25 protein-coding genes and 3 tRNA genes are annotated in these 26,408 nt (G+C 41.6%); 14 read left to right on the top strand and 14 right to left on the bottom strand.

All coding sequences use genetic code 11. From position 1 onward, the window contains the following. Window positions 1-5 precede the first annotated feature (5 nt). The 4 genes from yajC to HYD_RS00520 form a co-directional block, all read right to left on the bottom strand. Window positions 6-380 (bottom strand): preprotein translocase subunit YajC, encoded by a 375-nt coding sequence (gene yajC, locus HYD_RS00535; RefSeq protein ID WP_236865242.1) that lies wholly within the window; start codon window positions 378-380, stop codon window positions 6-8. Window positions 381-426: 46 nt separating this feature from the next. Then, window positions 427-1,443, bottom strand: a complete 1,017-nt coding sequence (locus HYD_RS00530; RefSeq protein ID WP_236865241.1) for a M23 family metallopeptidase — start codon at window positions 1,441-1,443, stop codon at window positions 427-429. Continuing rightward, entirely contained in the window at window positions 1,440-2,708 is a 1,269-nt protein-coding gene (serS, locus tag HYD_RS00525; protein WP_236865240.1) for a serine--tRNA ligase, read from the bottom strand. Before serS ends, HYD_RS00530 begins: the two co-directional genes overlap by 4 nt. A 181-nt stretch (window positions 2,709-2,889) precedes the next feature. Continuing rightward, the gene (locus tag HYD_RS00520) at window positions 2,890-3,144 is read right to left on the bottom strand and encodes a hypothetical protein (protein ID WP_236865239.1); all 255 of its coding nucleotides are present in this window, start codon (window positions 3,142-3,144) and stop codon (window positions 2,890-2,892) included. A gap of 222 nt (window positions 3,145-3,366) precedes the next feature. Between HYD_RS00520 and HYD_RS00515 the strand changes: the two genes are divergently transcribed. The 5 genes from HYD_RS00515 to miaA all read left to right on the top strand — a co-directional run bounded on the left by HYD_RS00515 (window position 3,367) and on the right by miaA (window position 7,976). After that, window positions 3,367-3,438: transfer RNA gene (locus HYD_RS00515), tRNA-Asn, on the top strand. A gap of 227 nt (window positions 3,439-3,665) precedes the next feature. Then, window positions 3,666-5,375 (top strand): 30S ribosomal protein S1, encoded by a 1,710-nt coding sequence (locus HYD_RS00510; protein WP_272876443.1) that lies wholly within the window; start codon window positions 3,666-3,668, stop codon window positions 5,373-5,375. Between the two features lie 499 nt (window positions 5,376-5,874). After that, window positions 5,875-6,630: a DsbA family protein gene (locus HYD_RS00505; protein WP_236865237.1), complete on the top strand. Its 756-nt coding sequence runs from the start codon at window positions 5,875-5,877 to the stop codon at window positions 6,628-6,630. Window positions 6,631-6,824: 194 nt separating this feature from the next. After that, window positions 6,825-6,907, top strand: a tRNA-Leu gene (locus HYD_RS00500). A gap of 130 nt (window positions 6,908-7,037) precedes the next feature. Next, a complete protein-coding gene (gene miaA, locus HYD_RS00495; RefSeq protein ID WP_236865236.1) occupies window positions 7,038-7,976 on the top strand; it encodes a tRNA (adenosine(37)-N6)-dimethylallyltransferase MiaA in 939 nt (312 codons plus the stop codon). Here miaA and lipB read toward each other — a convergent pair. Beyond that, window positions 7,973-8,578 carry a lipoyl(octanoyl) transferase LipB gene (gene lipB / locus HYD_RS00490; protein WP_236865234.1) on the bottom strand — a complete coding sequence of 202 codons (606 nt, stop codon included), beginning with the start codon at window positions 8,576-8,578 and terminating at the stop codon, window positions 7,973-7,975. The genes miaA and lipB overlap by 4 nt on opposite strands. Window positions 8,579-8,757: 179 nt before the next feature. On the opposite strand from lipB, the gene lnt reads away from it, so the two are divergent. The 6 genes from lnt to murJ all read left to right on the top strand — a co-directional run bounded on the left by lnt (window position 8,758) and on the right by murJ (window position 14,508). After that, entirely contained in the window at window positions 8,758-10,302 is a 1,545-nt protein-coding gene (gene lnt, locus HYD_RS00485) for an apolipoprotein N-acyltransferase (protein WP_236865231.1), read from the top strand. A gap of 156 nt (window positions 10,303-10,458) precedes the next feature. Continuing rightward, a tRNA-Val gene (locus HYD_RS00480) sits at window positions 10,459-10,530 on the top strand. Window positions 10,531-10,789: 259 nt separating this feature from the next. Then, on the top strand, window positions 10,790-11,680 hold the full coding sequence (locus HYD_RS00475) for an LptA/OstA family protein (RefSeq protein WP_236865229.1): 891 nt from the start codon (window positions 10,790-10,792) through the stop codon (window positions 11,678-11,680). Window positions 11,681-11,877: 197 nt separating this feature from the next. Next, a complete protein-coding gene (rplU, locus tag HYD_RS00470; protein WP_236865228.1) occupies window positions 11,878-12,192 on the top strand; it encodes a 50S ribosomal protein L21 in 315 nt (104 codons plus the stop codon). Between the two features lie 19 nt (window positions 12,193-12,211). Then, entirely contained in the window at window positions 12,212-12,457 is a 246-nt protein-coding gene (rpmA, locus tag HYD_RS00465; protein WP_236865227.1) for a 50S ribosomal protein L27, read from the top strand. A 335-nt stretch (window positions 12,458-12,792) separates the two neighbouring features. Next, window positions 12,793-14,508: a murein biosynthesis integral membrane protein MurJ gene (gene murJ / locus HYD_RS00460; protein ID WP_236865226.1), complete on the top strand. Its 1,716-nt coding sequence runs from the start codon at window positions 12,793-12,795 to the stop codon at window positions 14,506-14,508. Window positions 14,509-15,764: 1,256 nt separating this feature from the next. Here the strand turns inward: murJ and HYD_RS00455 are convergent. The 4 genes from HYD_RS00455 to HYD_RS00440 all read right to left on the bottom strand — a co-directional run bounded on the left by HYD_RS00455 (window position 15,765) and on the right by HYD_RS00440 (window position 21,661). After that, complete coding sequence (locus tag HYD_RS00455; protein WP_236865225.1) at window positions 15,765-17,639, bottom strand: coiled-coil domain-containing protein; 1,875 nt, start codon at window positions 17,637-17,639, stop codon at window positions 15,765-15,767. Between the two features lie 266 nt (window positions 17,640-17,905). Next, entirely contained in the window at window positions 17,906-19,558 is a 1,653-nt protein-coding gene (locus HYD_RS00450) for a ribonuclease J (RefSeq protein ID WP_236865224.1), read from the bottom strand. 220 nt (window positions 19,559-19,778) lie between these two features. Beyond that, complete coding sequence (locus HYD_RS00445; RefSeq protein WP_236865223.1) at window positions 19,779-20,225, bottom strand: MarR family winged helix-turn-helix transcriptional regulator; 447 nt, start codon at window positions 20,223-20,225, stop codon at window positions 19,779-19,781. 155 nt (window positions 20,226-20,380) lie between these two features. Further along, window positions 20,381-21,661 carry a hypothetical protein gene (locus tag HYD_RS00440; protein ID WP_236865221.1) on the bottom strand — a complete coding sequence of 427 codons (1,281 nt, stop codon included), beginning with the start codon at window positions 21,659-21,661 and terminating at the stop codon, window positions 20,381-20,383. A 204-nt stretch (window positions 21,662-21,865) separates the two neighbouring features. Here HYD_RS00440 and rplM point away from each other — a divergent pair, with 204 nt between their 5' ends. The 3 genes from rplM to rpsL all read left to right on the top strand — a co-directional run bounded on the left by rplM (window position 21,866) and on the right by rpsL (window position 23,342). Beyond that, entirely contained in the window at window positions 21,866-22,342 is a 477-nt protein-coding gene (gene rplM / locus HYD_RS00435) for a 50S ribosomal protein L13 (protein WP_236865220.1), read from the top strand. A 64-nt stretch (window positions 22,343-22,406) separates the two neighbouring features. After that, window positions 22,407-22,877, top strand: coding sequence for a 30S ribosomal protein S9 (rpsI, locus tag HYD_RS00430; protein ID WP_419469450.1), 471 nt, complete (start codon window positions 22,407-22,409; stop codon window positions 22,875-22,877). Window positions 22,878-22,967: 90 nt separating this feature from the next. Beyond that, window positions 22,968-23,342, top strand: a complete 375-nt coding sequence (gene rpsL / locus HYD_RS00425; RefSeq protein WP_236865218.1) for a 30S ribosomal protein S12 — start codon at window positions 22,968-22,970, stop codon at window positions 23,340-23,342. Between the two features lie 1,016 nt (window positions 23,343-24,358). On the opposite strand, the gene rpsQ is transcribed toward rpsL, so the two are convergent. From rpsQ to HYD_RS00400, 5 genes are read right to left on the bottom strand one after another with little or no spacing between them, the layout of a single operon-like run. Continuing rightward, window positions 24,359-24,604, bottom strand: a complete 246-nt coding sequence (gene rpsQ / locus HYD_RS00420) for a 30S ribosomal protein S17 (protein WP_236865216.1) — start codon at window positions 24,602-24,604, stop codon at window positions 24,359-24,361. 33 nt (window positions 24,605-24,637) lie between these two features. Further along, window positions 24,638-24,838 carry a 50S ribosomal protein L29 gene (rpmC, locus tag HYD_RS00415; protein WP_236865214.1) on the bottom strand — a complete coding sequence of 67 codons (201 nt, stop codon included), beginning with the start codon at window positions 24,836-24,838 and terminating at the stop codon, window positions 24,638-24,640. 2 nt (window positions 24,839-24,840) lie between these two features. Further along, entirely contained in the window at window positions 24,841-25,263 is a 423-nt protein-coding gene (gene rplP / locus HYD_RS00410) for a 50S ribosomal protein L16 (protein ID WP_236865212.1), read from the bottom strand. 24 nt (window positions 25,264-25,287) lie between these two features. Further along, entirely contained in the window at window positions 25,288-25,965 is a 678-nt protein-coding gene (rpsC, locus tag HYD_RS00405; RefSeq protein WP_236865210.1) for a 30S ribosomal protein S3, read from the bottom strand. Beyond that, entirely contained in the window at window positions 25,965-26,324 is a 360-nt protein-coding gene (locus HYD_RS00400) for a large ribosomal subunit protein uL22 (RefSeq protein WP_236865208.1), read from the bottom strand. Before HYD_RS00400 ends, rpsC begins: the two co-directional genes overlap by 1 nt. Window positions 26,325-26,408: the final 84 nt, after the last annotated feature.

Below are 26,408 nucleotides of genomic sequence, written 5' to 3'. Positions count from 1 at the left end.
TAAGTCTATTTCTTCGATGCTTTCTTAGTAGCCGTTTTTTTACTTACACCGCTATCAGAATCTTCGTTCTGCTGTTTGAATTTTGCCACTTTCTCAGCAGCCTTATCACCCTTGAGCACATCAGCGATAGAACTATTAACCACTTGTATAACAACACCCTCAGCGACTGTTATACTAGCATAACCATCGGCGGCTTTTTCAAAAATACCAACAATACCACTATTTGTGACAACTTTGTCTCCCTTCTTAAGAGACTCGTTCATCTCCTTGTGTTTTTTCATCTTTTTCTGCTGTGGCAAAAATATCAAAAAATAAAACACAGCTCCAATCATTAAAAACGGCGCCACCCTAGCTATAATTTCAATAATCCCTTCATTCATTGGCTTTCCTCTTTTACAAAAATAACAACAACCGTAGGACGGAATACTATTTTATATGCGCCATTGGGTCAACTAGCTTTCTGTCTTTCCGCATTTCAAAGTGTATCGTAGCACCTTTTTCTCCCAAGATACCTCCTATAATTTGCCCCTTCTTCACATGCTGTCCCTGCCTCACTTTTATATCAGAAACATTGCCATATGCAGTGAGAAATTTGTCCCTATGCTCTATGAGTATGAGGTTATGACCAAGCTCACAACCAGCAAATAAAACCGTACCATCACTTGAAGCAGCAACAGAAGACCCAGGCGGAAGTTCTATACGAACACCATTACATTTCTTACGGCCTTTTTGCTGAAACGTAGATACTATTTTGCCACGAGCTGGAAGAGAGAAACTAACAGGGTCCTTTGGAGCTGCTGACGGTGATTTTTGCGCAGACGACTGTTGTTTTTTATCCTTTTGCGATTGCTGAGAACTTTTTGAAGCAGGCTTAGAAGAACTAGAATCACAGGATGTAGATCGGCCGTCTTCTTCACATGCCTTCTTTAGCTCCTGCGAAAGATCGTCATCAATTGCTCCTTGAGCCTGATAGGGCTGCTGCTGTCTAGGAGCCTGAGCCGCCACCTCACCAGACTTTTCAGACGAAAATCCTCCACCAATTGGTGATAAAGGAGGAACTTCCGCAGCCACTTTATCAATAGAATCTCTATCTGGACCCGGTTCAGGTATAAGTTCTGGACCTTCCGATATTGCTTTTCCACTTTCCCCACTCCTCGCATTAGACCGTTCACCAGACGAAGAATCAGGCAAAACCAAAACCTGCCCCTCAGAAACAGCATATGGAGCTTCCAGTCTGTTCGCTATAATCAAATCCCTAACAGAGATGTCATTTTTTGCCGCAATACTGTATATAGACTCTCCTTTCATAACACACACCTGATATGGACCAAGATTTGGACGCACCTGCTCTAACGGAAGAGTACATTGAGTCAGCAAAACTTGAAACAAAATCAAAAGCCTAACCGGTATCGACTTTGTTTTCCTGCGATATTCTATGATCATGATCTTTCTATTCTCTCCTTATTATCCATATACGGCCTCAATACGTTAGGAATCACTACAGATCCATCTTGCTGCTGATAGTTTTCCAAAACAGCGATGAGCGCCCTTCCAACAGCGATGCCAGATCCATTTAATGTTCCAGCATAAGACAACGAACCGCTCTTACCACGGACACGAATCTGAGCGCGCCTTGCTTGAAAGCACTTACAATTAGAACAGCTTGAAATTTCTCTGTATTTATTCTGACCCGGAAGCCACACTTCTAAATCATATGTTTTGCTGGCGGTGAATCCAGTGTCAGAAGAACACAAAGTTACAACCCTGTATGGTATATCGAGCAGCTGCAAAACCCTCTCTGCTCGCGAAACAATAAACTCAAGCTCCCGAGCGCAGTCTTCGATCCTACATACACTAACAAGCTCTACCTTATGAAACTGGTGCATCCTTATCATTCCGTAAGTGTCCTTCCCTGCAGACCCAGCCTCAGACCTGAAACAAGGCGTTCCAGCAACAACATGTATCGGAAGCTCTGATTCGTCTATCGCCTGCTCCCTGAACATGTTAACTAAAGAAACCTCTGCTGTAGGAATAAGAAAACGCCCATCAGTCGTCTCAAACAAATCCCCTTTAAATTTTGGAAGATTTCCAGATCCAATCAGAGCCTCTTCTTTCACTAGATATGGCGTTGCAACCTCCATAAAACCAGCTTCAGATACATGCAAATCTATCATCCAGTTTAATAGAGCTCTTTCCATATGAGCTATTTGCCCCCTTAACAAGCCAAACCTAGCCCCAGCAAATTTTGCTGCGCTTTCAAAGTCTATGCAGCTCAGAGATTTTCCAATTTCCATATGGTCTTTCGTCCAAGGAAAAACCGTCGCCACTCCAAATTTCCTGACCTCAACATTGTCTTCTTCTCCAGCTCCTATCGGAACAGTTTCGTCAAGAATATTAGGTACCATAAGAAGCAGCTTCCTAAGCTGACACGATAGCTCGTTGCTTCCAGACGCCAGCTCGTCCTCAATGCGCTTAAATTTTTCTGCTTCAGAAATCAAGTGGCCGCAATCCATCCTTTTTGATTTAAGTGCACCAATTTCTGACGCCAGCTTATTTCTTTTCGTTCTAATTTCCTGAAGCTCTGTTATCGCTTTTCTGCTTTTTTCATCAAGATCTAAAATGCCACCAGATATCGGGCCGCTCCCCCTTGCAGCCATAGACCTATCGACCTTGTCAGCATTTTCCCTTATCCACTTCAGATCTATCATGCGCAACCCTTTGAAACAACGTACTCAAGCACATGTTAAGATAATTTTGGTCGTTAAACAATATATATTTTGTCTTTTTAATGTAATTTCAGAATACGGAGAATGCAAAAAATCTTTCCGACAAATATTTTTACTTTAAAATAAAGTTTATATTTCATTACGCTGAAAATATAAATAAACATTAAGAATAATTTTTTTCTAAAAAATACGCTACTAACTCAGATTCAGACACGTTTTTCGGCCTTTCTTTTCGCAATTTTCTTTGAAAAAATTCCATCTTCTCCCTGGACGAAAAATTCAAATACCAATCGCTGCGCCCTACTTTAAATTCGTGCGCCTTAACCCACCTTTCAGTTTCCCTTACACCTGAATAAGATATTGGACTTGCTGTAACACTTAAAGTAATTAATAAGGCTAAATTCAAAAATTTTCTCATTTCAAAATACAGCTTTGGCTTTCAGATAAAGTATAGCGCGGCAGCATTAAAAATAACCAAATAAAACAGAAAATTAAACTGTGGAACTTTTCAAAAAGACTCTGTTTCAATTCTATAAACCTAGTCTCCACACAAAATCACTCTGCGCAGGCAGCAATATAAAACCAGCGCAACGCAAATTTTAGTAGACAAAGTCCTTATCTCGTGCTATTAATATGGCGTTCCTCGGTAGCTCAGGGGTAGAGCAGGTGGCTGTTAACCACCGTGTCGTTGGTTCGAATCCAGCCCGGGGAGTTTCTCTTTCGTTTTTCGCTGGTTGCGCGTGTGTCTTGATGTGCGCCGCGATTTTGGATGGTCGTTTTTTTTTGCCTGTTGCTGTTTTCCTCCTTCTTTAAGCCGAAGCTTCATTACATAAACTCACTCTGATCTGGAAAAGATAGATTTTATGCCTTCCTCGCTATGTTGGAGTTTCTGTTTGTTCATTGTATAATGCGGAGTGGTCGTTTCTATATCAACAAACAATGAGCGAAAAGCTAATTAACAGCGCGGGCACGTCCGCATCAGGCAAGGTGGATTTTCAGAGCATGCTTGCTGAATCTTTTTCTGAGCAAAAAAGTTTAGAAGGAAAAATAGTAAAAGGTAGGGTGCTTAGCGTTAGCGACAATATGGTGCTCATTGATGTCGGGCTTAAGTCCGAAGGTCGCGTACCTCTGAAACAGTTCCAAGACGAAGAGAGTCCTGCAGACCTCTCTATTGGCTCTTTCGTAGATGTTTTCGTCGAACAGTATGAGGATAAGCACGGCGGCGTGTGCCTCAGCAGAGAAAAAGCTAGACAAGAGACAACATGGAACCTCTTGCTTAAAGCATTTGAAGAGAAAAAAGCTGTAGAGGGGATTATAGTTAACCGCGTAAAAGGCGGTTTTATAGTCGATATTCGCGGAGCTATGGCGTTTCTCCCTGGAAGCCAAGTCGACGTTAGGCCAATTAAAGACAAGGACGTCACTCCTCTTATGGGCATAAAACAGCCGTTTATGATAATAAAAATGGAGGAATCTAGGACTAATATAGTTGTCTCCAGGCGCGCTATCATGGAAGAGTCCAGAGCTGACGAGAGGCGCGATCTTCTATCGAGGCTGAAACAAGGAAGCATACTTACCGGCGTTGTCAAGAATATAACCGATTATGGAGCTTTTGTGGATCTTGGAGGAATTGATGGCCTTTTGCACGTGTCGGATATATCGTGGAAAAGAGTCAAGCACGCGTCTGACGCGCTTACTGTTGGCCAGTCCGTAGAGGTGATGATAACGCGGTTCAACAAGACAACGCAGCGCATTTCTCTTGGCATGAAACAACTCGAGCGAGACCCGTGGGCAGACATAGAACAAAGGTTCTCTCCCGGACAGAAGGTCCAGGGAATTGTCACTAATGTCACCGATTGTGGCGCTTTTGTTTCTATTGAAGATGGAGTTGAAGGGCTAGTATATGTTTCAGAGCTTTCTTGGAGCAAAAAAAACATCATTCCGTCGGAAGTAGTGTCGGAAAAACAAGAGGTTGAGGTAGTAATTTTAGACATTGACGCAGCCAATAGAAGAATCTCTCTTAGCTTGAAACAATGTTCATCAAACCCGTTAGAAGAATTTTCGCGCGAACATCCTATTGGAAGTGAAGTTGATGTAGAAGTTAAAGGCGTCACAGAATTTGGCGTAATAGTTCAGGTTACACCAAACATAAGCGGCACTGTACACAGGTCTGACCTTGCTTGGTCTGGAGGAGATGAGGCGCTTGCAAAGTATCATGCTGGAGATAAGATTCGTGTGAAAATCTTGAACATAGACCCGCAGAAAGAGCTCATAGGCCTTGGAGTTAAGCAGGTTTCTTCTGATTCACAAAAATCTCAACTTAAAAGCTTGAAAAAGGGGATGACAGTGTCGTGTGAAATTGTAAACATCGTAGATGCTGGGCTTGAAGTTAAGGTTGGCGATCTAATGGGATTTATACAAAAATCCGACATTGCACGAGATTATACCGATCAAGATGTGCGTAGATTTTCTATAGGCGAAGTGATTGAGGCTAAGATCGTGAAGATACAAACTATAAACAACAAGCTTATGCTATCGATTCGAGCGCAGGATATGGAAGACGAGCAGAAAGCTGTTGAAGAGTACGTAACCGCTAGCTCTGGCTCTAGGCTTGGAGACCTATTGAAACCAGCCATAGAAAAATCGGAATAGCATATAATAATAAGCTTATACGATGGTTTTGATTCTGCATCGCCCTACCGTTAGAGATGCGCTTGTCATGAATACAGAGGCGGCACCTTGTGCCGTCTCCGTGTAGGGGATTTCACCTTCTATCGGCTCTAGACATCACCCATTTACTAGAGCGCTTTCATTAATAATCCGTGGTTTCTGCTAAAACGCTTTGCCCCTCACTTCCATTTCACAATACGAAAAAAAGAAATAATCCCGCTCGTCACAACAGAAACCTTCGCATCTAGCGCAGGCTCGCTTCTACTACGACATGTCGAAAGCGTTAAGTAGTTCTATCAACATAAAAACAAACCACAATCTGGAATAAACGCTATAAAAAACAATACATTTGTAACAATTTTACTTTGCATTTTTAGCGCAAATAAAACTCTCACATTTTTTGTAAAATATCTGCACCTTTTATAATCTCTTATATTTTTTGTTGTAATATTTCGTGTATGGAATCTATCGGCATTGAAAAATGACAAATAAAACAGTTGCATATTCAATTATAGCTCTTATCGTTTCATCCTTTTCTTTTTATTCACCGCTACTTGCGCATACAAATAATTCGAATAACATCGAGCAAGAGCAAATAAACCATTATGTAAAAACATTTGAGGAAAACCCTCCTCTTTTCGAAAAAATAGCAGTCGCATTTTCTCAAAAAATGGATCAAAAAAGAAACGAAGATAGAGCGGCAAAAGTCAAAGAACACCTAAGAGCAACCCCAAATATACTAAGCAGCATCGCAACATTCACCATTGGAGATGGGAAAAAAACAACATACGCTTTCGTAAGCCCAGGATGCCCTCATTGTAAATTCCTTATAAGTGACATTTTGTCTTTAAACAAAGAAGGAAAATGTGGCGATGGCAAAATTTGCTTCCTTATAGTCGGAAATTCAAAAGATCACATAACGCAATCTCTCTCTGCTGCGGCAGAAATGCACCAGTTTGAGGCGTTTTTTAACAAAATAAAAGATGATATGGAAAAAATAGGAGGAAAGGAAGATTTGCTAAAAATAGCAGAAGAGCTAGGAATCAACCAAGAACAATTTGCAAAACATATGGACAGTAAAAATATACAAAGAAAAATAGATGAAGTCTCACGTATCGCTAATCAGTTTATGCTTGACGGATTTCCGTCGATAGTTACTCCATCCGGAGAAGTAGTGATAGGTCGCCCTCCTGCAGAAAAACTTTTAAACATACTCGCTCAGCCCGATGGAAACTAAGCAAAACATACCTACTTATCTAAAATAGTAATTCCAGCAACTATAGAAAAGGCGGGAAAGCACAATAGTTACTTTTGCGATCACCGCCTTACCGATTTAATACATCTAAACATAACAATCAGCTAGGAATCGCCGCCAGCTATTTGCCGCCAGCTATTTACTACGAAACGAAAAATCGTTTATCCTGTGTACGAGCGGTCGTGGCGGAACCGGTAGACGCGCAGCGTTGAGGTCGCTGTGGGCATTGCCTGTGGAAGTTCGAGTCTTCTCGACCGCACTCTGGCCTTCTCCGGTATACCATTCTTGTGGGCTATCAGTGATTATCGCTTACCTTGGCATCTGTGCGCTTCTATTATTGGTAGAATGACCGTAGACTTATCGTTATTTAAAAACATATACATTTCTCGATGGTAATAGTAATTGCCGGTCCAACAGCATCTGGAAAATCCTCAATAGCTATGTCAATAGCAGAGCGTATACGCGGGGTAATAATAAATGCAGACAGCCGACAGCTTTATAAAGGTCTTCCAATACTCACAGCGCATCCATCAAAAGAGGACATGGATAAAGTACCTCACAAACTTTATGGTGTTTTCGAATACGACGAACAAGAAGTCTCAAGCGCTTCGTGGTCTATATTAGCAGAAAAAACAATCTCAGAAATTTCATCAAAAGACCCGTCTTGTGTTTTTATATTAGTTGGAGGGACGGGGTTTTATATCGATGCATTTATAAACGGACTGTCTCCAATACCGACTATAAATCCAGATATAAAAAGAGCATTTTATGAAAAGCATATAAACACATCCACAGATTGCATACGAGCATCATTGCGCGAAATAGATCCAGACTCTGAAGCCAGCATACAAAGCTCTGATCGACAAAGGTTATTGCGAGCGCTTCTGGTCAGTTCTTTTACTGACCGCGCGATGTCTTCATGGCAATCTCTCCCTCGGTCCATTCAAAAAATAGAATTTTTCAATATTTTGGTCTTGCCAGACAGAGAGACCTTAAAAAGGAAAATAACAGCAAGGCTAAATCAAATGATTCGTCTTGGAGTTATTGATGAGGTCGCAGAGTTTCGCTCTCTTGAAAATTATAGAAGCTCGCAGTTAGCTTTATCTATAGGGTTTAAGGAATTTTCACTATACATAGACGGGGCCATATCACTTGAACGATCAACAGAGCTTACAGAAATATCTACCCGCAGGTATGCCAAGCGCCAATCAACATGGTTTAGAAATAAATTTTCTCCAGACCTTGTAATTTACAAAGAATCTTCGGAAAACTTAGAGTATACGGTGGATTCCATATTCAACAAGATGAAAAAAAGCATGAAAATTTAAAACGGAATAGCGTTTATTATCTCTTCATCTGCATAATCTACTCTGATATTTTCTCCAATTTCGCGCTCGATCGACGTCATCTCGACTCCCAAAATACCGCACGGAATTATTTTCTCGAAATATGACATTTCTGTGCAAACATTAAGAGCGAATCCGTGCGACGAAACCCCCTTAGAAACGTGAACACCGATTGAAGCGATTTTTTTTCTGTCAACCCAAGCACCAATATTAACGTCATTTCTGTTTGCAGATATATCTTTTCTCTTAAGAGCTGATATTATCCATTCCTCCAAAAGAAATATGTAATCACGAACAGACAATCCTCTTTTTCTGAGATTTATCATCGCATAGCAGACGCGCTGGCCCGGTCCGTGATACGTCGCAAGTCCTCCTCTATCAGACTTACACACAGGAACACCGTAAATATTATGGCAAAGCTCGTCAAACGCGGCGGCCCTAGCACCAACCGTATAAACGCAGCTATGCTGAATAAGCCACACCTCTTCATCTGCACCGCTCGCTATTTCATCAGCACGAAGCTTCATTCTTGAAACCACGTCTTGGTAACCTAACTCCCCTTTAATCAAGCTTATTTTAGTCATAACCCACAAGCAAAAAAAACATCACTGGGAACTTCTTTATAACACAAACTCTTTGCGCCATCGATAAATGTTATGCAATACTTAACACCTACCGTCTGAAAGAAAAAGCAAAATTGAGCGTATCAGAAATAGAAAGAATTATAGTAAACAGAGTCATCTGGCTATCTAGAAGTAACACAGTGCTTACTGTTTCTGGTGCAGGTGCGTCTTTTGCGTGGGCTCCAAGCTGCATATGGCCATTATTCATAGCAGCCGTGCTTATGTTATTCTGCGGACTCTACCAGAAAAAACATCTATGGGAGGCCGTGTTTGCAGGCTGGTGTTTTGGATTCGGCCTAAACGCTACTAGCCTGTTTTGGGTAAGCGAAGCGCTTTATATTGACGGAGACAAGTTCTTATGGATGATTCCTTTCGCCGTTACAGGCCTCCCGGCAATCCTGGCAATATACCATGCAGCTTTTTCATACGCTCTATTCATTTCCAGGATTTCACAGCACGGGAAAATTGGATCATACGCCGTAGCGTTCTCCTGCCTGTATAGCATAATTGAGATTCTGCGCGGCCATATACTCTCTGGATTTCCTTGGAATCTCGTAGCATACATATGGTCTGAATGCATAGAGATATCTCAAATCGCGTCTGCTATAGGATCATATGGAATAGGCGCCATAACAACAGCCGCAGCATGTTTGTTTTCATACATAGTTTTGAGCAAAAGGCGCTTGCTATTGCCCGCTCTAGCCTTCATAGTTCCAATATCAGCTATGTATACATATGGATATATAAGACTGTCTGGACGATCTATAGAGTATCACGAAAATATAGTAGTTCGCATAGTTCAACCAAGCATAATACAAAAAAATAAAATATGCCCAGAAATGGCAGAAAAAAACCTAACAGAGCTCCTAGCTCTGTCAAATTCTTATGGCGCGGAGAAAATAACACACACAATATGGCCTGAATCATCAATCCCATGGACAATCAGCGATGACGTTATGCATATAGTGTTTGACAAACTTAGGATGATAAATAACAACACGATTCTTATCGCTGGCTCTGGGTATATTTTTGAACAAGAAAGAAATCTTATAGCCACAAACGCAATGGTAGTAAAGAATGCTACGAATATAAACGTGATTTATTCAAAGTCGCACCTTTTACCATTTGGAGAGTACGTCCCATTCAGAAGGTTTATAGAATTGGCTGTTGACGCAAAATATGTGCAAAAAGTCACTCCAGGCGCCATGGACTTTTCTCCAGGATACGGCGTTAAAACTGTGAGAATAGACAACGCTCCACCCTTCAGCCCGCTAATCTGCTATGAAGCAATATTTCCCGGAGAAGTTATCAAAAACAACGATCGAGCACAGTGGATTATAAACATAACAAACGATGGTTGGTTCGGCGACACTTCCGGCCCATATCAGCATTTCTCCAGCGTGAAGTTTCGCGCAATAGAAGAAGGTGTGCCAATAGCAAGAGCTGCAAATACCGGAATTTCGGCAATGATAGATCCCTATGGAATAGAGATTAATAAGCTACCTATTTTTTCTTGCGGTATAATAGACTGCAAACTCCCTAAACCAATCCCTTCAACAATATATGGAATGTATGGAAAAACTATAGACCTTGCGCTTGCTCTGCTATTGATTGCTGTGTTCGCTTTTGTGTCTGCAATACTTCCAACGCACACAAACAAAATATCAAGCAAATCTTGCGCATGAGTTGTCGGAAGTTCTTCAATATTTCTGTAATTTTGCAGAAAAATAAATTTTGGCAGGAGCTCCTGCCAAAGTCTGTCTTTGATGGCCAAAATTGACAGGGGCTTTCATAATTTTAAAAAATCGTTTATCAATTATACTGGCTCGTATCGAGTATACGGGCGCTTAGCTCAGCGGTAGAGCGCTACCTTCACATGGTAGATGTCATTGGTTCGATCCCATTAGCGCCCATTCTCTATAAATTTCTGGTCTATAGCTTTCGTTGATAGACCAACTAAAGAGGCGCGTGTACGTTCGCGCTTATACTATACGCCTACAAGCAGTAGCTAAACCGCTAAAAACACCTCAAAAATCCATCAAAGGTTTTATATATCTTAATGTTTCTTAAATATCTCTGCGCACACTATGCATGATATAGAAAATGTTTCGCGCAAAACATTGATGTTTGGATATGTAAAAACTGGTATAATCGCCACGTCAGGAGGAGCATATGTATAATTTTTTTGCAAAAAATCGTCCATCGATCGTTATTTCTCTAATACTATGCGTAGGTATATGTTTACCTGCTTACTGCTCTAGCCAAAACAAAAGCGCGCCTGCCGAAAAGACTGATGCCTCTGGAGAAGTTCACGTGGACGCTCCTCATCAAATAGAGTTCCTAGAAAAAGAAAATATGTGCATAGCACGAGGAAACGAAAATTCACCAGCTAGAGCAAGAAAAGGTAACGTTACTGTGTCAGCTAGTGAACTACGCGTATATTTCGACCAGTCTCCAGATGGAAAAAGAGCTCTGCGCACCATTGAAGCAAACGGTCGAGCTGCTCTTTTTGGTCCATTCGGAAACGTCACAAGCGAAAAACTTGTATATACAGCAAAAAAAGAAGAGCTAGTAGCTTGCGGAGGAGCTATCTCTCTCAAGACTCCTGAATACTCTGTTACAGCAAACAATTTCATAAAATATTCGAATTCAGAACTAAAAGGAACAGCTGATGGAAATGCCATTCTCCGCCATGGAGATAAAACCATATCAAGCAACGTCATTACTGTGTTTTTCGAAAAAACCGCCAACAAAACCTCTAATAAAACAGAACCAAACGGCGGACAATTAGCCGTAAAAAGAGCAATAGCAAATGGAAATGTGTCCATGAGCAATGGCGTACAGAATGCCGTAGGTGACTCTGCCATATATGAATCTTCGAACAAGAATTTATCACTAAAAGGAAAAGTCCGCATATCAGAAGGAGGCTCCTCAGGAATAGGCCATATAGGAAAAATCAATCTTGAAAATGGAAAGTCCTCTCTTTGCGGGAACAAAAAACAGAGAGTAAAAGTTATAGTTACTCCAAAATCTTTACAAAAAAGACCTTTGCAGAAAAAATAGTACTGTTTAATATTTATAGTTAATTGTATATATGTAAGATTATGTTTCTATAATGTTATAAATTGACTCTAGTTATAAATTGACCATGAACTATGTAATAGTTGTAAAATCTCCCTCACGCATAGGAACCGTATGCTCTTGATGTTTTCGGCAATACCTGTTATCATCCGACCAGTTGTTGACGTCGTTTATCTCATATGTATACAGTTATTCATGCTTGCGGTAGGCAACATAAGGTTGTTAACGGTAAAAAGTTGTATTTAGAGCGGATGGCTCATGATAAGGGCGCTCGCGTTGAGTTTCCCGGCGTCTCGTTTGTCGAAAGTGAGGACGGTTCGGTTAAGATAAAAAAGTCCACAGTCATAGCAGTTGTGCTTGACGAGATCCGCTCGGATAAAGTTATCGTATTTAAGAAGCAGCGTCGACATAATCACAGAAGAAAAAAGGGGCATAGGCAAATAAAACTTCCTGTGCTTATAGAGCAAGTTGTCGTTTGCGACGGTGCTGCTTGATTGTTTGGAGGTATTATAGATGGCTCATAAAAAAGCAGGTGGAAGCGCGAGAAACGGTAGAGATTCGGCGGGGCGCAGACTCGGGGTTAAGTGCTTTGGCGGACAGTCTGTTGGAGCTGGCGGTATAATTGTGCGACAGCGAGGAACTAGGTTCTTTCCTGGAGATAATGTCGGCATTGGTCGCGACCACACAATTTTCTCTCTTATCAGCGGCACCGTGAGATTCTCTAGAAAGAAGGGAAAGAGTATAGTAAACGTCTGCTAGCTGTTTCGTTGTTTTTGATTGTTCTCTCGCGTATAGTGTTATGCTTGTTTTGTTTGTTATCTGCTTTTCGTTTTTGTCAGTTCTAATCTTTAGTCTGGCCGAGGGTGGCTTTTATATTTTAGTATATGCACTTTGCGTTTATAGCAATTGCGTTTATATCGACAAGTTCTGAGGTTTTCGTTCAGGTGATTTGTGAATTTGTCGAGAATTAGCAACCGTGAAATATTCTGGCGCAATCTCTGGATTATTAATTTGTAGCATTTTTCGGTCGTTGAATTTTTATTTAGGCTAGTGTACACTACCGTAGTGCGCTTTGTGTTGCGATTGCTCTACTCGTGTCTTTTAAGAAAAACTTCGGAGCTTCTCCAGAACAAAAAGAAGTAAAAATAAATTTTCTCAGGTCTATGTTGTCCGTAAGTGGCGTTTCTGTTCTGTGCAGAATGACTGGCTATATGAGAGACCTTTTGATCGCTAATTTTATAGGGGTTAATAGCGTCAGTGATGCCTTAATGCTCGCCATAAGAGCTCCATCGTTTTTCAGGAGAATTTTTGGAGAGGGCGCGTTTCATGTCAGCTTCTTGCCAATATTCACCAAGTTGATTAAAGGAAAATCTGTTGAAGAAAACAAGGAGGCGTTCGAGTTTGCCGGAGCAATAATGACTGTGCTCGCGCTTAGTTTGATAGCTTGCGTAGCGCTTATTACGTATTACTTTTCGGCAATAAATCACTTTATATTCAGCGATATGGCCACAAAACAGCCGGAGACGTTTGAATTATACAACAAGTTCGGAACCATAACTTTATCGTTCGTTTTTTTCATATCGATGTCGTCATTTTTCGGCAGCATTTTGAATTCTTTTGGCAAGTTTGGCGCGTATGCTTCTGCACAAATGATAGGGAATCTTACGGTTATAGCGTTCGTGCTTGCGTTGCTGCCACTTGTAAGTGATATAGGTGTTTTGTTCTCATTTGCAATACTTATATCTGGGGTATTTCAGTGTTTATGGGTTTTGGTTGCGTGCTATTGGAGCGGATACCATATAGGCTTTAGGATTCCTAGGTGGAACGGGTTTATGAAGAAATTCGCACTTAACATAGGTCCAGGAGCTCTTGGAGTGGGGGTTATTCAGCTGAACCTTGTGATAGGAGCGTATCTTGCAGCGTCTCTTCCAAAAGGAAGCATTTCTTGCCTCAGCTATGCAGACAGAATTAATCAGCTGCCTCTTAGTATAATAGGAATGTCTCTTAGCTCTGTTTTGCTTCCACTTTTGTCTCAACAGGCAAAAAGCAAAAATGTGCACGCGGCAAATAGAACACAAAACAATGTTGTAAAGCTTGCGTCTTTTCTTACATTTCCGGTTGCAGTTTTGTTTATTGGAGCTTCGTATAGCATGGTTCACGCTTTTTTTGGGTATGGAAAAGTTACTCAAAACGACCTGAGCAAGATAGCGGCTATTTTGGCGGCATTCGGAGTTGGCGCTCCTGCGTATGTTTTGATGAAAATATTTAATGTAAGGTTCTTTTCTGAGGGAAACACAAAAGTACCGTTGTATGCGAGCTGCCTTAATTTGGTTGTAAACATAGTGCTTGGCGTTTGGCTTATGAAAAAATTTGGATGCGTAGGCATTGCTGCTGCGTCGTGCTGTTCGTCTTGGTCTAGCGTGTTTTTTTTGGTGGTAATTTTATACTCGCGCGGAATGATAACAATCAAGAGAAGCGTTGGTTTGTTTTTTCTGAGGTTGGCTGGAAGTTGCGCGGCTATGGGTTTTGTATTGATTGCTGTTAATTTACTTATAGGGCAGCTAGTCGCTGGCGGATTTACAGATTTTGCCGTCAGCAAAGAATCTTCGCTAGTTGCAAAATCTCTAATGATGACTTTTGTGGTTAGCGCTGGAGTTGTCTCGTTCGTGTTTTTTAGCCTTTACTTCAGGGTCACATCTGTTCGACAAATTAAAGCGATCGCAAAGTCTATGTCTGGAAAGCCTGTTTCAGCTTTGCGTTCTAGTAATGCAAATGCGCCTGTAAAACAAGATGCAACCGCGTCAGTATAGAAAAAATTTTCGACGAAGTGTGAGTATTTTTCAACGAAATATAAGCATTGAGGCGTGTAAACCGCTCTCTAGACCAACAAAACGAGCCGCACGTGTAAGTAGTTAACTAGAGCTTGCCGCAAAAAGAACTAGAAATTCGCATCTACATCACTGTATCGCATGTACGTATGTATAATTAAAATTAATGATACCCCCCCCCACCGCTACAAATTGCCTCTCCAACACCCGCCGTCCGTTTCTGTTACATATGTTTAGTGGCCATAACCCAAGCCACCTTCGCGCATCTGGTAACACATATGGTATGAAGAGAGAAGCTGTAGTTGGGGGAGACTAATAGTATCCCGCGCGCGCCCCCCCCCCCAACAATCAGGAAGCAAATAGCCTTTCTCGTCCGCGTATACCCGAAAAAACTGGGTACTTCTTCTGGGTACTGCTTCAATTTCCATCACTCACCCCAATTCGCTACGACATTGCTTTTTATATAAAATTTAAAATTTTTCATTTTCTCGCTAAAAATATATTGATTTTCGATATAGATTATTGCTATTATCTTTGTAGGGCTTTTTTGCCCTTAAGAGATTTCAGCTTTATGGTCTCTTATGCAGCATTAGTGCTGTTGGCTGCTTGTTATGCAGCCCGTCCTCTGGACGTAAAAGCCTCCCTATTAACTTTAAAGCGGGAATTTTTCCCGCTGTTTTTTTGCCGTCGGCTCTAAAAATTGTAAAAACACGGCGCCAAAAACTTCAGACTGATCCGAAAGTCTCCATCTATTGCGTTTAAGCATCTTAATGAATAAACGCAAAAATTCATCCATAAATACCACATTGTTTAGAATTTATGCGCTAGAAGCTCTGCTCTATACACGTTTTTTTTAAACGCCTGCATAAATCAAAATTATCGGCTACAAAAGTAACGCATTATGCAAGATCCATCATTAAACACGCAGTCACTGTCGACTTCTGTCTTATAGTTCAACCTGCGCGTACTTTACTATTTCTAAAAAATCACTGTAGAAAAATGCTGGCAGAAACTTCCTTAAAAAAGCCCTATAAGAAAACTAACCTAATAAAAGACAAGCACCTGCCTTTTCACACCCACAACTCAAAACTACAAAATAATAGCGGCCTGGCAATGAAGACGCCCACACGCACAGCCCACAGACCACAAGTCAACCAATAATGGAGAAGAGAGAAGCTCCCTCCCAGCAGAGGGAGGGAACCGGCGCGCCCCCCACTCATGCAACAACCAAGCCTTTCTCATTCGCCAAAATTATCAGATTTTCTATCAAAATTAGATTCTCTACTTATTGCCCCATCAGAAGACCTGCGCTTAACAGCAATTTTTACACCTTCTACACCTTCTACACCTTTTTCCGGACTATCGTCGCCTAGATTTTTTATCATTTTCAGCAGACTTATTTCACCCTTCAACTCTTCTTTTTCCTTTCTCAAATGATTTAATTCAAAATCAGAGGTTATAACATACTGCTCTTTTAAGGTATTCTCTGCAATAAGTTTTTCACAGCGCTCTTTATAACTATTAAGTTCTAAGAAACTATAATCAAGCTGCTGCTGCTTCTCCGACAATTCTGACTCAAGCTGCTGAACCTTCGCCAATACCGTTTCAAGCTGCTGCTGCTTCTCCGACGATTCTGACTCAAGCTGCTGAACCTTCGCCAATACCGTTTCAAGCTGCTGCTGCTTCTCCGACGATTCTGACTCAAGCTGCTGCTTCTCCGACGATTCTGACTCAAGCCGCTTATTCGCCAATAATGCCGACTCAAGCCGCTGATCCTTCTCCAATAATGCCGACTCAAGCCGCTGATCCTTCTCCAATAATGCCGACTCAAGCTGATCCTTCTCCAATAATGCCGACTCAAGCTGCTGATTCTTCTCCGACAATTCCGCCTCAAGCTGATCTTTCGCCACTAATGCCGCCTCAAGCAGCTGATCCTTCTCCAATAATGCCGACTCAAGCTGATCTTTCGCCACTAATGCCGTATCAAGCTGTCCCTGAACAGACAAAATTTCCTCACCCTTCCACCTTATACCATTACTTTTAGGATCAACTTTAGTAAATTTTCTTCGATCAACACTATAATTTTTCATATTAAATTCAGCCAACTTCTCATTCAGAGCGCATATATGAAGGTTTTGCTCATTAATCTGTTTGCTAAACAACGCTTTTTCGAGTTCTTTCTGTTGAATAAGATCGGTTAGACATAAAACTTCTCTACCTTTCCTAACCAATTCTTCTCTCATTTCATAAACACTTTTTTTAAGACCCTCCATCTGACATTCCCCGTCGTTCGCAACATTTATAATAGTCTTATTAATATCTTTATATCTCTCAAGTTCTTGCTCTATAACAACTTTTTCTTGATCTAGGCTAGAATTCTTCTGATACAACTCCAAAATCTCCTGGTTTTTTTCATCAAGCTCCTTTTCCAAAAGGTTTGCACGATCTTTCTCTTGATCGCAAGTCTCTATCAGATTCTTCAAAGTCAAATTTATCTCTCTCGTTCTTTTATTTTCCTCTGCTTTCTGAAAGATAAAAGACTCTCTTGATGGCAATAAGGTAGACTGAGCCTTATGCGAAACATCATGAATCTTGGCGCTTAACGGAATAGCTTCAGACATAAACAAGCGATCATTGCAGACTTTATTCTGGTTAGACTGGCCAACGCTATCAATCAACTCATCTCTACCTTTTAATTCTCCGGGCCACCCTATACTAACCAGTCCATCGCCCTGACCACTAAGATTCTGACTTTTCATTTGTTGTTCGGAATCTTTATGAAGATCAGCCTCTGGCTGAACCAATTCCATATTATCGGCAGAGCCGCTACGAAAGGGAAGCTCATCAAACAGTTCCTCTTCGGCATTAGACCCATGCCCCCCAAAACTTCCATCCCCATTAATAGGATTGCCGCCCTCCAAGAAAGCGGGTCCTTCGATATTCTTATAAAATTCTCTAGCCACTGTCACTTTCTTTTGCAAATTACCGCCATCTTGCTTGCCGCTCTTCTTTCCGCTTTTCTTTCCGCCATTCTTCATTGCGTAAGAACAGCTATCGAAACACATCACACCCAAAATAGCAGCCAAAACAAACTTCTTCTTCAAAGCGCCCATCTAAACACTCCCATCATTATCAAGATTTCGATACAAACAAAATCCTAAATCAAGAACTTCCTCAACTGCTCTTATACTATGACACGACAAATTTGTAAAGGTCTTTTAACGATTTAAAACAAAAATGCAATTAAGAACTATTAAAACAACAAAAAGAACCTATAGAGCGTTTTAATGCAAAAACAGCATCAACTCTAGCAAACCAAAATATATAGAACAAACCCTCTACAAATCAGAACTAAAAACTCGAACAGAACAAGCAAAGGTCAAATCATCACTATCTGAGTCTGGGTCATAGGCTTTTTCCCTATACACTGATTAAAAAATTGCGAGATTTCTTTATGCACAGTTTCTTTCATGGCCTTTTCCCCTCCCTTAACAACGGTCCTGAACAACGGCTTTTTAAATAAATCGCTCAAATTTTTGTTAATCTCCTCCAGCTCTGCGATATCCTCAGATATACCCCTCATAGAAATTCTAGCAGACGACACCTTCCTGGTATCAGCGGACGCCACAAGCGTAACGAACACAACGCCGGCCTCCATCATCTTATACCTATCCTTTATAACGTCGCCATCAGACTTTATAAGCCGGTCACCGTCGACAAAAAGCTTACCAGAGCGGAACCCGTCACCAAGCCTAGGAACGCCAGGAGCTATCTTCAAGATTCTCCCATTTTTAGGAATCACTATGTCATCAACCCCAAAGTCCTTGGCAAGCTTGGCATGTTCCTGAAGATGAACCGCTTCTCCATGTATCGGAACAGCTATTTTTGGCCTAATCCAAGAATACATCTCCCGCAGATCGCTCTTACTTGGATGTCCAGAAACATGCACCTTTGCAATGTCTCGCTCTGATATTATTCTCGCTCCAAGTTCTATTAATCTATTTTGAAGGCCAAACACTGCCTTTTCATTTCCAGGAATTACACTTGAAGAAAATATAACCACCGTAGAATTGTCGATCTTAATGCTGGGATGAGCCCTTCTCGACATGTTTGCCAACGCCGAACGGGGCTCTCCCTGACTGCCAGTAGCAATAACCAAAAATTCTGATGACCTCATGTTTCCAGCCTCTCGGTCGGATATAAACTTCACTGTCTTGTCTAAATAACCAACCTTTTGAGCTATTTGAGAAACTCTTCTAAGCGATGTTCCGGCAAGTACAACCTTCCTATTGTTTTTTTGAGCGGCTTTCACACAGCTAAGCATTCTGGCAACGTTAGAAGCAAAACATGCTACTATCACCATGTTTTCACACTCTCCCACCAACCGCTCAAGCTCTTTACAGACTTCGCTTTCTCCCCACGGACAGTCCTGATCTATAGCGTTCGTTGAATCGCACACAAGGGCAAGAACCCCCTCGTCTCCCAGCTTCTTAAAAGACTCTTCGTCTGTCGGATTTCCAACCTGCGGACTTCTATCTATTTTCCAATCACCAGTATGAACAACTATCCCTAGATCGGTTTTTATAGCCAACGCAGCAGAATCAGGCGCAGAATGAGTTATTCCTAAAAATGTAACACTAAACTCCCCAGCCGAAACCTCTTTTTTATATGCAACTTTATGGATCGAAGCGTCAATATCACGCTCTGAAAGTTTGTTTTTAAGCATATAATACGCAAAAGTAGTTGCATATATTGGACAAGAGAGGCCAAATTTCCTCCACACATAAGCTACAGCACCTATATGATCTTCGTGAGCGTGTGTAAGAAATATAGCCTCCAGCTTCACTGGCAACGAAGACAGCGCACCTAGATCAGGAACTACAACCTCTATCCCCGCGATATCCGTAAACGAAACTCCCAGATCCACCAGTATAGCGCTCCCTTTATAGCAATATAAATTAGCATTTAGACCGATCTCTCCAGAGCCGCCAAACGGCAGCAAACACAACTCACTAGCGTTTATTCCAGCCAACTCAACCTCTCAATAAGCAAACGACATAATCGACAAACTATCATCTCTTGTAAAAACTCCGCTTCACAGCATTTTATCATCAGCTGAGCTAATTTTTCAATCAAGAATGATTACGCTATGACATATAACGTCCGCCTTCCCCTATTAATTCTCAGCGCTCTGCAAATAAAATGCCCTGGGAATAACAACTTTCTGAACTCTAGCATCAAAACACAGCGCTTCACCACACGCCCCGCTTACTCAACACCCATTCCATAGTGTCGGCGTACGAGGCTATGTCTTTCATTATATCGCCACCTAGTCCATTTTTTTCAAACATACTTGCATAATTTTCCATTATTTCATCCATCTGCTTTTTGAATTTTTCTCCTTTTTGAGAGAGCGCGACGTGAACTACTCTCCTGTCCTCTTCAGCACATCGTCCCTTAATATATCCATTATTTAGCATTTTTCGAACGTTATATGAAACATTTGACCCTAGATAAAATTTATTACTTGAAATTTCTGATATTTTTACAGTTTTTTTGTTAATATAATATAAGATTATCGCTTGAAGCGGAGTTATGTCTGATATATTTCGCGCACTGAGCTCTTTTTTTATCGATGCAAGAAATAGTCTATGCAACCTGTCAAACAACATAACGCTATCCATGCAAAAATTTTTCATGCCTCCTCCCTGTTTTTAATATTTTTATAGGCTGGAATATTTTATAGCATGCCTTGAAATTAAGATCAATTTTTTCATATTTTTGATAAGTAATTGATAAAAAAGATTTTTAACGATGTTTTCGCGAATTTAACGATACGTTTTCCAACGTTTTTTCACATTTCCACAACCTCAAAATTTTTCAACAATTTTTTCTTCTTAACAAAAGCAAGAGGTTTTTTAACCTTGTTTTTCTTTGACTTTGTCATCACAAAATTATTTTGCGACAATGGTTTTAATTTGTTTTTCAATAAAAAGAAGTTTTCGTCTATCCTAAGCTTTTTATGATTAGCGGCTCTTGTGTGTACCTGACGCCATATGCTTGTTGCAGTTGCGCTTGTTGTTGGACAATGTGATGATTTCAGAATATCGAACCAAAGCTTTATCGCTTGTTTAATAGATAAATAGGATGACGGCGTTGGCGTTGGGGTCGGCGTTGGTGGAGGAGTATATCCCATTAAGTGATCTCCAACATCATCCACCGCAGAAACACTAGATCCGAATCCAGCTGGCGCAGAGTACATATCCACGCTAATCGTGGCGCTTTGCCCAGAGTTTAATGAAAATGACGTTGCAGTTTTTGTTGCTGGATCCGAGTCTGGGCCGAGAATGCAAGCGCACGATAGATAATCACCCGTATCTGTTGTTGCGGTTCCTATATCGATATCGCTCACAGAGAAATCTTGCTTATATACCTCGTATCCAGCAAACGTCTTGTATAGCGACGAAGAAGACGGCCGAACGTAGATCCCAGCCGCTCCGTAATGCGACGCTCCACTTGCTGAGCTAAACCCTCTATGTGAACATATGAAATTGTGATTTTCGGACTCTCTGTGCGTCTTGCTCACACCACTAACATCATCGCTGTCAAAATTATAAAAATGTCCTATTTTTATGTTAGTCAAATCCCGCAGAGCTGTGAAAGTTGTTTCAATTGTTATCTTGTCATCTTTAGCGCCAGTAGAATCTGTTCTATTTCCATAAACCTTTACATTTATATCAAAAAAATTTGGAATTCGACCATTTGTTTCATATTTGTATCCGTTAGTAGTTGTAGATGTTGTATGAACACTTGAGAATATTAAATTGGACGCTCGATCTAACTCATCGTCTATGATCTCGTTATACGTAGGAGTCTCTGCTGAGTCGCTGCTAGCTAAAACATTATAATGGGCTCGAAGCTTAAACTGTTGTTCCACTGGATAAGCTGGAATTAGTATAGATTTTGTTATCAAGCTTTGGTCCCCGAGAACAATGGTATACCTCTCTCCAACAGTAATGAAATCACCTTCTGCCGCCGCGAGCGCACTTTCTATGAACAAAAAGTACGATGATGCCGCGGCCATTAATAATCGCAGAGTCATGGCCGCGCATCTCGAAAATAGAGTTGCATTCATAGAAAAATCCTCATACTATCATCAACTGAATGAATCCTATCTGACTTCTCATTAAAAAACCTATAACTTAAATCGATCGCCTCCAGGCATATTCCAGCAGCCTCTTACTCATGACTTTGTACATTTAAGACTTGACTTTGATTGCAGTTTTTAGAAGAATTGTGCAAGGCAGTTGTATGTGGTTTTTGTTTCGGAGGGTGCGTTGTGAAGACGTTTAGTTTGAAGGCTGGTGATATTAGAAAAGATTGGTGCGTTATAGATGCGTCTGGCCTTGTTTTAGGGCGTCTTGCAGCCATTGTATCATGTCGGCTTCGCGGAAAGCATAAACCAACGTATTGCCCTCACATGGACTGCGGAGACAACGTCATAGTCATTAATGCAAGCAAGGTGTTTTTGAGCGGCAATAATAAAATGGTCGATAAGAAGTTTTATTGGCATACGGGATTTCCTGGCGGCATTAAAGAGCGATCTATGAAGGATTTGCTTGGCGGCGAATTCCCAGAACGAGTTATATATAAGGCCGTTGAACGTATGATTACTCGCGGGCCGCTTGGCAGAAAACAGATGCTTGGGCTTAAGGTCTATGCAGGTCCTGAGCATAAACACGAGGCCCAGCGTCCAGTGGCTCTTGACGTGTCTTCTATGAATGTGAAGAATTGCAGGAGGGATAGCGGCGTTTAGTTATTGTTAGCTTCTTGCTTGGTGGTGTCTTTTTGCCACTTTATTGTGTTGTTTGGAGGGGTTTGTGGATATAGAGTTTTCTTCTTTGTTAAAAAATTCGCTTGATGGAAAGCATGTTTCCGAGAGAGTTCCTGCTGTCGCGGATTCTAGAGGTCGCATGTATGCTACTGGTAAGCGGAAATCCGCTGTTGCCAGAGTTTGGGTTAAACCTGGACGCGGCAGCTTCATGGTGAACGGGAAAAGAGACTTTGAGTATTTTGGAAGGGAAGCTTTGCGTTTCCATATACATAGGCCTTTTCAGCAAACAGACCGGGAAGGGAAATATGACGTTTGGTGCACCGTTAGGGGAAGCGGGCTTTCTGGTCAAGCTGGCGCTGTGCGTCATGGCATTAGTGTTGCGCTGCAGTTGTTAGAGCCGTCTTTGCGGCCCGCTCTTAAGTCTGTTGGTTTGTTGACGCGCGACTCTCGCAGGGTTGAGCGTAAGAAGTATGGTTTGCGTGGCGCGAGGAGAAAACCTCAGTTTTCGAAGAGGTAGACTGTGTATTCTTGTTGCTGTTTTTTTGTTTTTGTTGTTGCAGTGTTTTTTGAGTGTGGTGTGGGATGTTATTTGTAAAGGGAGAAAGTTGTGCCTACTATTAATCAGCTAATGAGAGGAGCGCGGTCTCCAAGAGTTTACAGGAAAAAGGCCCCAGCCCTTCAAGGCAGCCCTCAAAAAAGAGGCGTCTGCACCAGGGTTATGACTATGACCCCGAAGAAACCTAACTCTGCGTTACGTAAAGTTGCTCGTGTTAGGCTGTCGAACGGATATGAGGTTACGGGGTATATTCCTGGTGAGGGACATAATTTGCAGGAGCATTCTGTTGTGTTGCTGAGAGGTGGACGCGTCAAGGACTTGCCTGGAGTTCGTTACCATATCCTTCGAGGTCCACTAGATGCTCAAGGCGTAAAAGACAGAAAAAGGGGCCGCTCTAAATATGGAGCAAAGAAACCAAAGCAGTAGCAGGAATGTGTTGGAATGGTTCTGTATGCTGTTCTCGTGCTGATAGCGGCAATGGTTCTGTGCTTATGGCTGTTTTTGTGCTTTTTGTATAATAGAGTTATGCGCTAACGATGAATGCTGTTCTCGTGCTGATAGCGGCAATGGTTCTGTGACGGTTGTGGTACTGGTTCTATAATAGTTCTGCTCTTTTGTTTTTTTATGTTTAGCCATTTATTGTAAATTTAGCCGAGCGGGCGGGGCTAAGATCGTTGTTTTATGCGAAGTCGCTGAAAAATAAGGCGAGGCTGCCCTACACCCGAAACCGGAGTCATTTTACGATGCCTGCTCTATAGAGCTGCTCTCTCCACTAAGCGTTATGCTCTCTATGACGCACATAACACAGATGAAGAAGAGGAGAGTTGTTTGAAAAAAACACCCCCCCCGCACTAAAATTTACCCTCGTTGGCCGTTGATGCTATTGCATAACGCCATCAACTGTTCACTTCTGATAGAAGAAGATACAAACCAACAACCACCTACCACTCTCAGAAGCTTTTAAAGAAATTACATAATTATACAAAGCTGTCAAACATAGACAGGCAATAAACCGAGTTTTTCTAATTCAAAAAAAACAGAAACTACTGTCAGAAATTTTTTAAAATTCAAAACACGATCAACTAATCCAAACCCACCTCATAGATGACACACCCTGGCATCGAGTATCAGAACCACATCAAAACCCTCTCCACTAATCGGAGACAAATTCCCTCATATCCTAACATCCCAGAAATATAATTTTTACAAAAAACTCTAAACACCAAAAATCAGAAATCCGGACTCAGATCGAGCGCAAACCCATACCAAAACTGCGTCTATCTAAACACCATCGCCACAAATATCTGCCACTCCAAACCATAAAAAACAACAAACCGTAAAAGACATAGAAATGCAAACCAACACCACAAGACCCAAAAAAAACCAAATAAACAACACCTTACAACAAAATCAATGGAAAATAACACGTCGTAACGTAAAAATTATCCGCCCTTTTCTGTTATGCTGCTCAACTCCCAAGCCTTCGTCTTAGAATGTGGCCGACTCTCTATAATGCTCACCAAATCCCCAACAGAGCATAAAGACTCTGGATCATGAACGGCGTACCTCTTGGTCCGAAACAACACCTTTTTATATAAACAGTGTTTAAACGACTTTCTTACCTGAACCACAGCGGTCTTCTGCATTTTGCAACTCACAACGCGCCCTGAAAGAACTCTACGAGGCATAAAACATCTCCATAAATACCAAAACCAACACGCTTAACTTCTCGCTAACCTACGGGAAGACAGCTCGGTCTTCAGACGAGCAATATCCTTGCGCAAAAACTTCAGCCTCTTAGCAGCCTCAGATTGAGCATCCATCTTCCTCTGACAGTTTATATTAAATATAGCCCTTCTAATATCAACCACCCTCTCTTTAATAGAGACAACAGATAGCTTCCTTATTTCCTTCATATCCATAGTCAACTTCCCTCACGCATTTCTCTGCTAACTATACGAGTATATACAGGCAACTTAGCCGCACCAAGTAACAATGCTCTTTCTGCGTCTTCCTCAGAAACCCCGTCAATCTCAAACAATATTCTCCCAGGATGAACCCTGCAGACCCACCTATCAACGCTACCCTTACCGCTTCCCATCCTCACCTCTGCTGGTTTAGAAGTAACCGGAAGATCAGGGAAAATTCTTATCCACACCCGCCCCATACGCTTCATATACCTGGTTATGGCTCGACGAGCGGCCTCAATTTGCCTCTGAGTTATTCTGTCAGGAGAAAGAGCCTTAAGTCCAAATGACCCGAAACATAAACAATCCCCTCTAGAAGTAACGCCATGGATCCTGCCCTTAAACGCCTTCCTATACTTAGTTTTTCTCGGAGCTAACATATCACAACCACCTCACAACACATTCTACTTTTTACCAGCAATCCCGCCAAGATCTCTCTCAGACAACGCGACATTTTTCCCTAAAACATCCCCTCGATATATCCAAACCTTAACCCCACACGCACCATACGACGTCTCAGCCATACTATACCCATAATCAACATCAGAACGAAACGTATGCAACGGAACCCGGCCCTCCCGATACCACTCGCACCTAGCGATCTCTGCACCGCCAAGCCTACCTGAACAATTAACCCTTATCCCGCTCGCTCCAGTCTTAAGAGCAGACTGAACAGCCTTCTTCATCGCCCTTTTATAAAAAACTCTTCTCTTGATCTGAGAGGCTATATCGTCCGCCACTATCTGAGCATACAACTCCGGCTTACGAACTTCCACTATATTAAAAGTACAATCGAGACCAACATCCTTCTTCATACCAGCCAACAACGCTTCTATGCCAGCCCCCTTCTTCCCAATAACAACACCTGGTTTAGAAGCAAAAACAGTAACGTGAGGCCTTTTGTCCGACCGCTCTATTAATATCCTAGCAACCCCAGCTCCAGAAAGCTTAGACATCAAACTCTTTCTTATATCTATATCTTCCTTAACAAGCCTCGCGTAATCTCTTTTAGAAAACCACAACGAATCCCACGTTCTATTTATACCAAGCCGAAGCCCTATAGGATTTGCTTTTTGTCCCATCAGTCTTTCTCCTGAACCAAAACTATGCGCATTTGACTAAATTCTTTTCTTCTCCGTCCAGCCCTGCTTCTACCTCTGATATCCAACCTCTTCATCAAGGCATTCCTCCCAACCGAAGCCTCCACAACACGCAATCTGTCAACATCCATGCCAAAGTTATTCTCTGCATTAGCAACCGCAGATAACAACAACTTCTTCACATCCAGAGACACGCGCTTCCTCATTCCAGAAAGAACACCCAAAGCATCCACCACGGCAAGCCCCCGCAGCTCCTTAGCAACCAAATTCAACTTCTGACTGCTAATGCGAAGCATCCTAAGTTTTGCCTCAACAAAATCAGACGACGAATAGCCCAACATACAAACCCTCTACTGTAAACAAATAAATAAACAAACAACAATCAGCGACTAAAAGTAATGGTACCACATCGCTCTACCTTTCAC

It is taken from the genome of Candidatus Hydrogenosomobacter endosymbioticus (assembly GCF_021654655.1).
Taxonomy (GTDB): Bacteria; Pseudomonadota; Alphaproteobacteria; order Holosporales; family GW7; genus Hydrogenosomobacter; species Hydrogenosomobacter endosymbioticus.
This window is presented reverse-complemented; position numbering and strand designations above follow the sequence as displayed.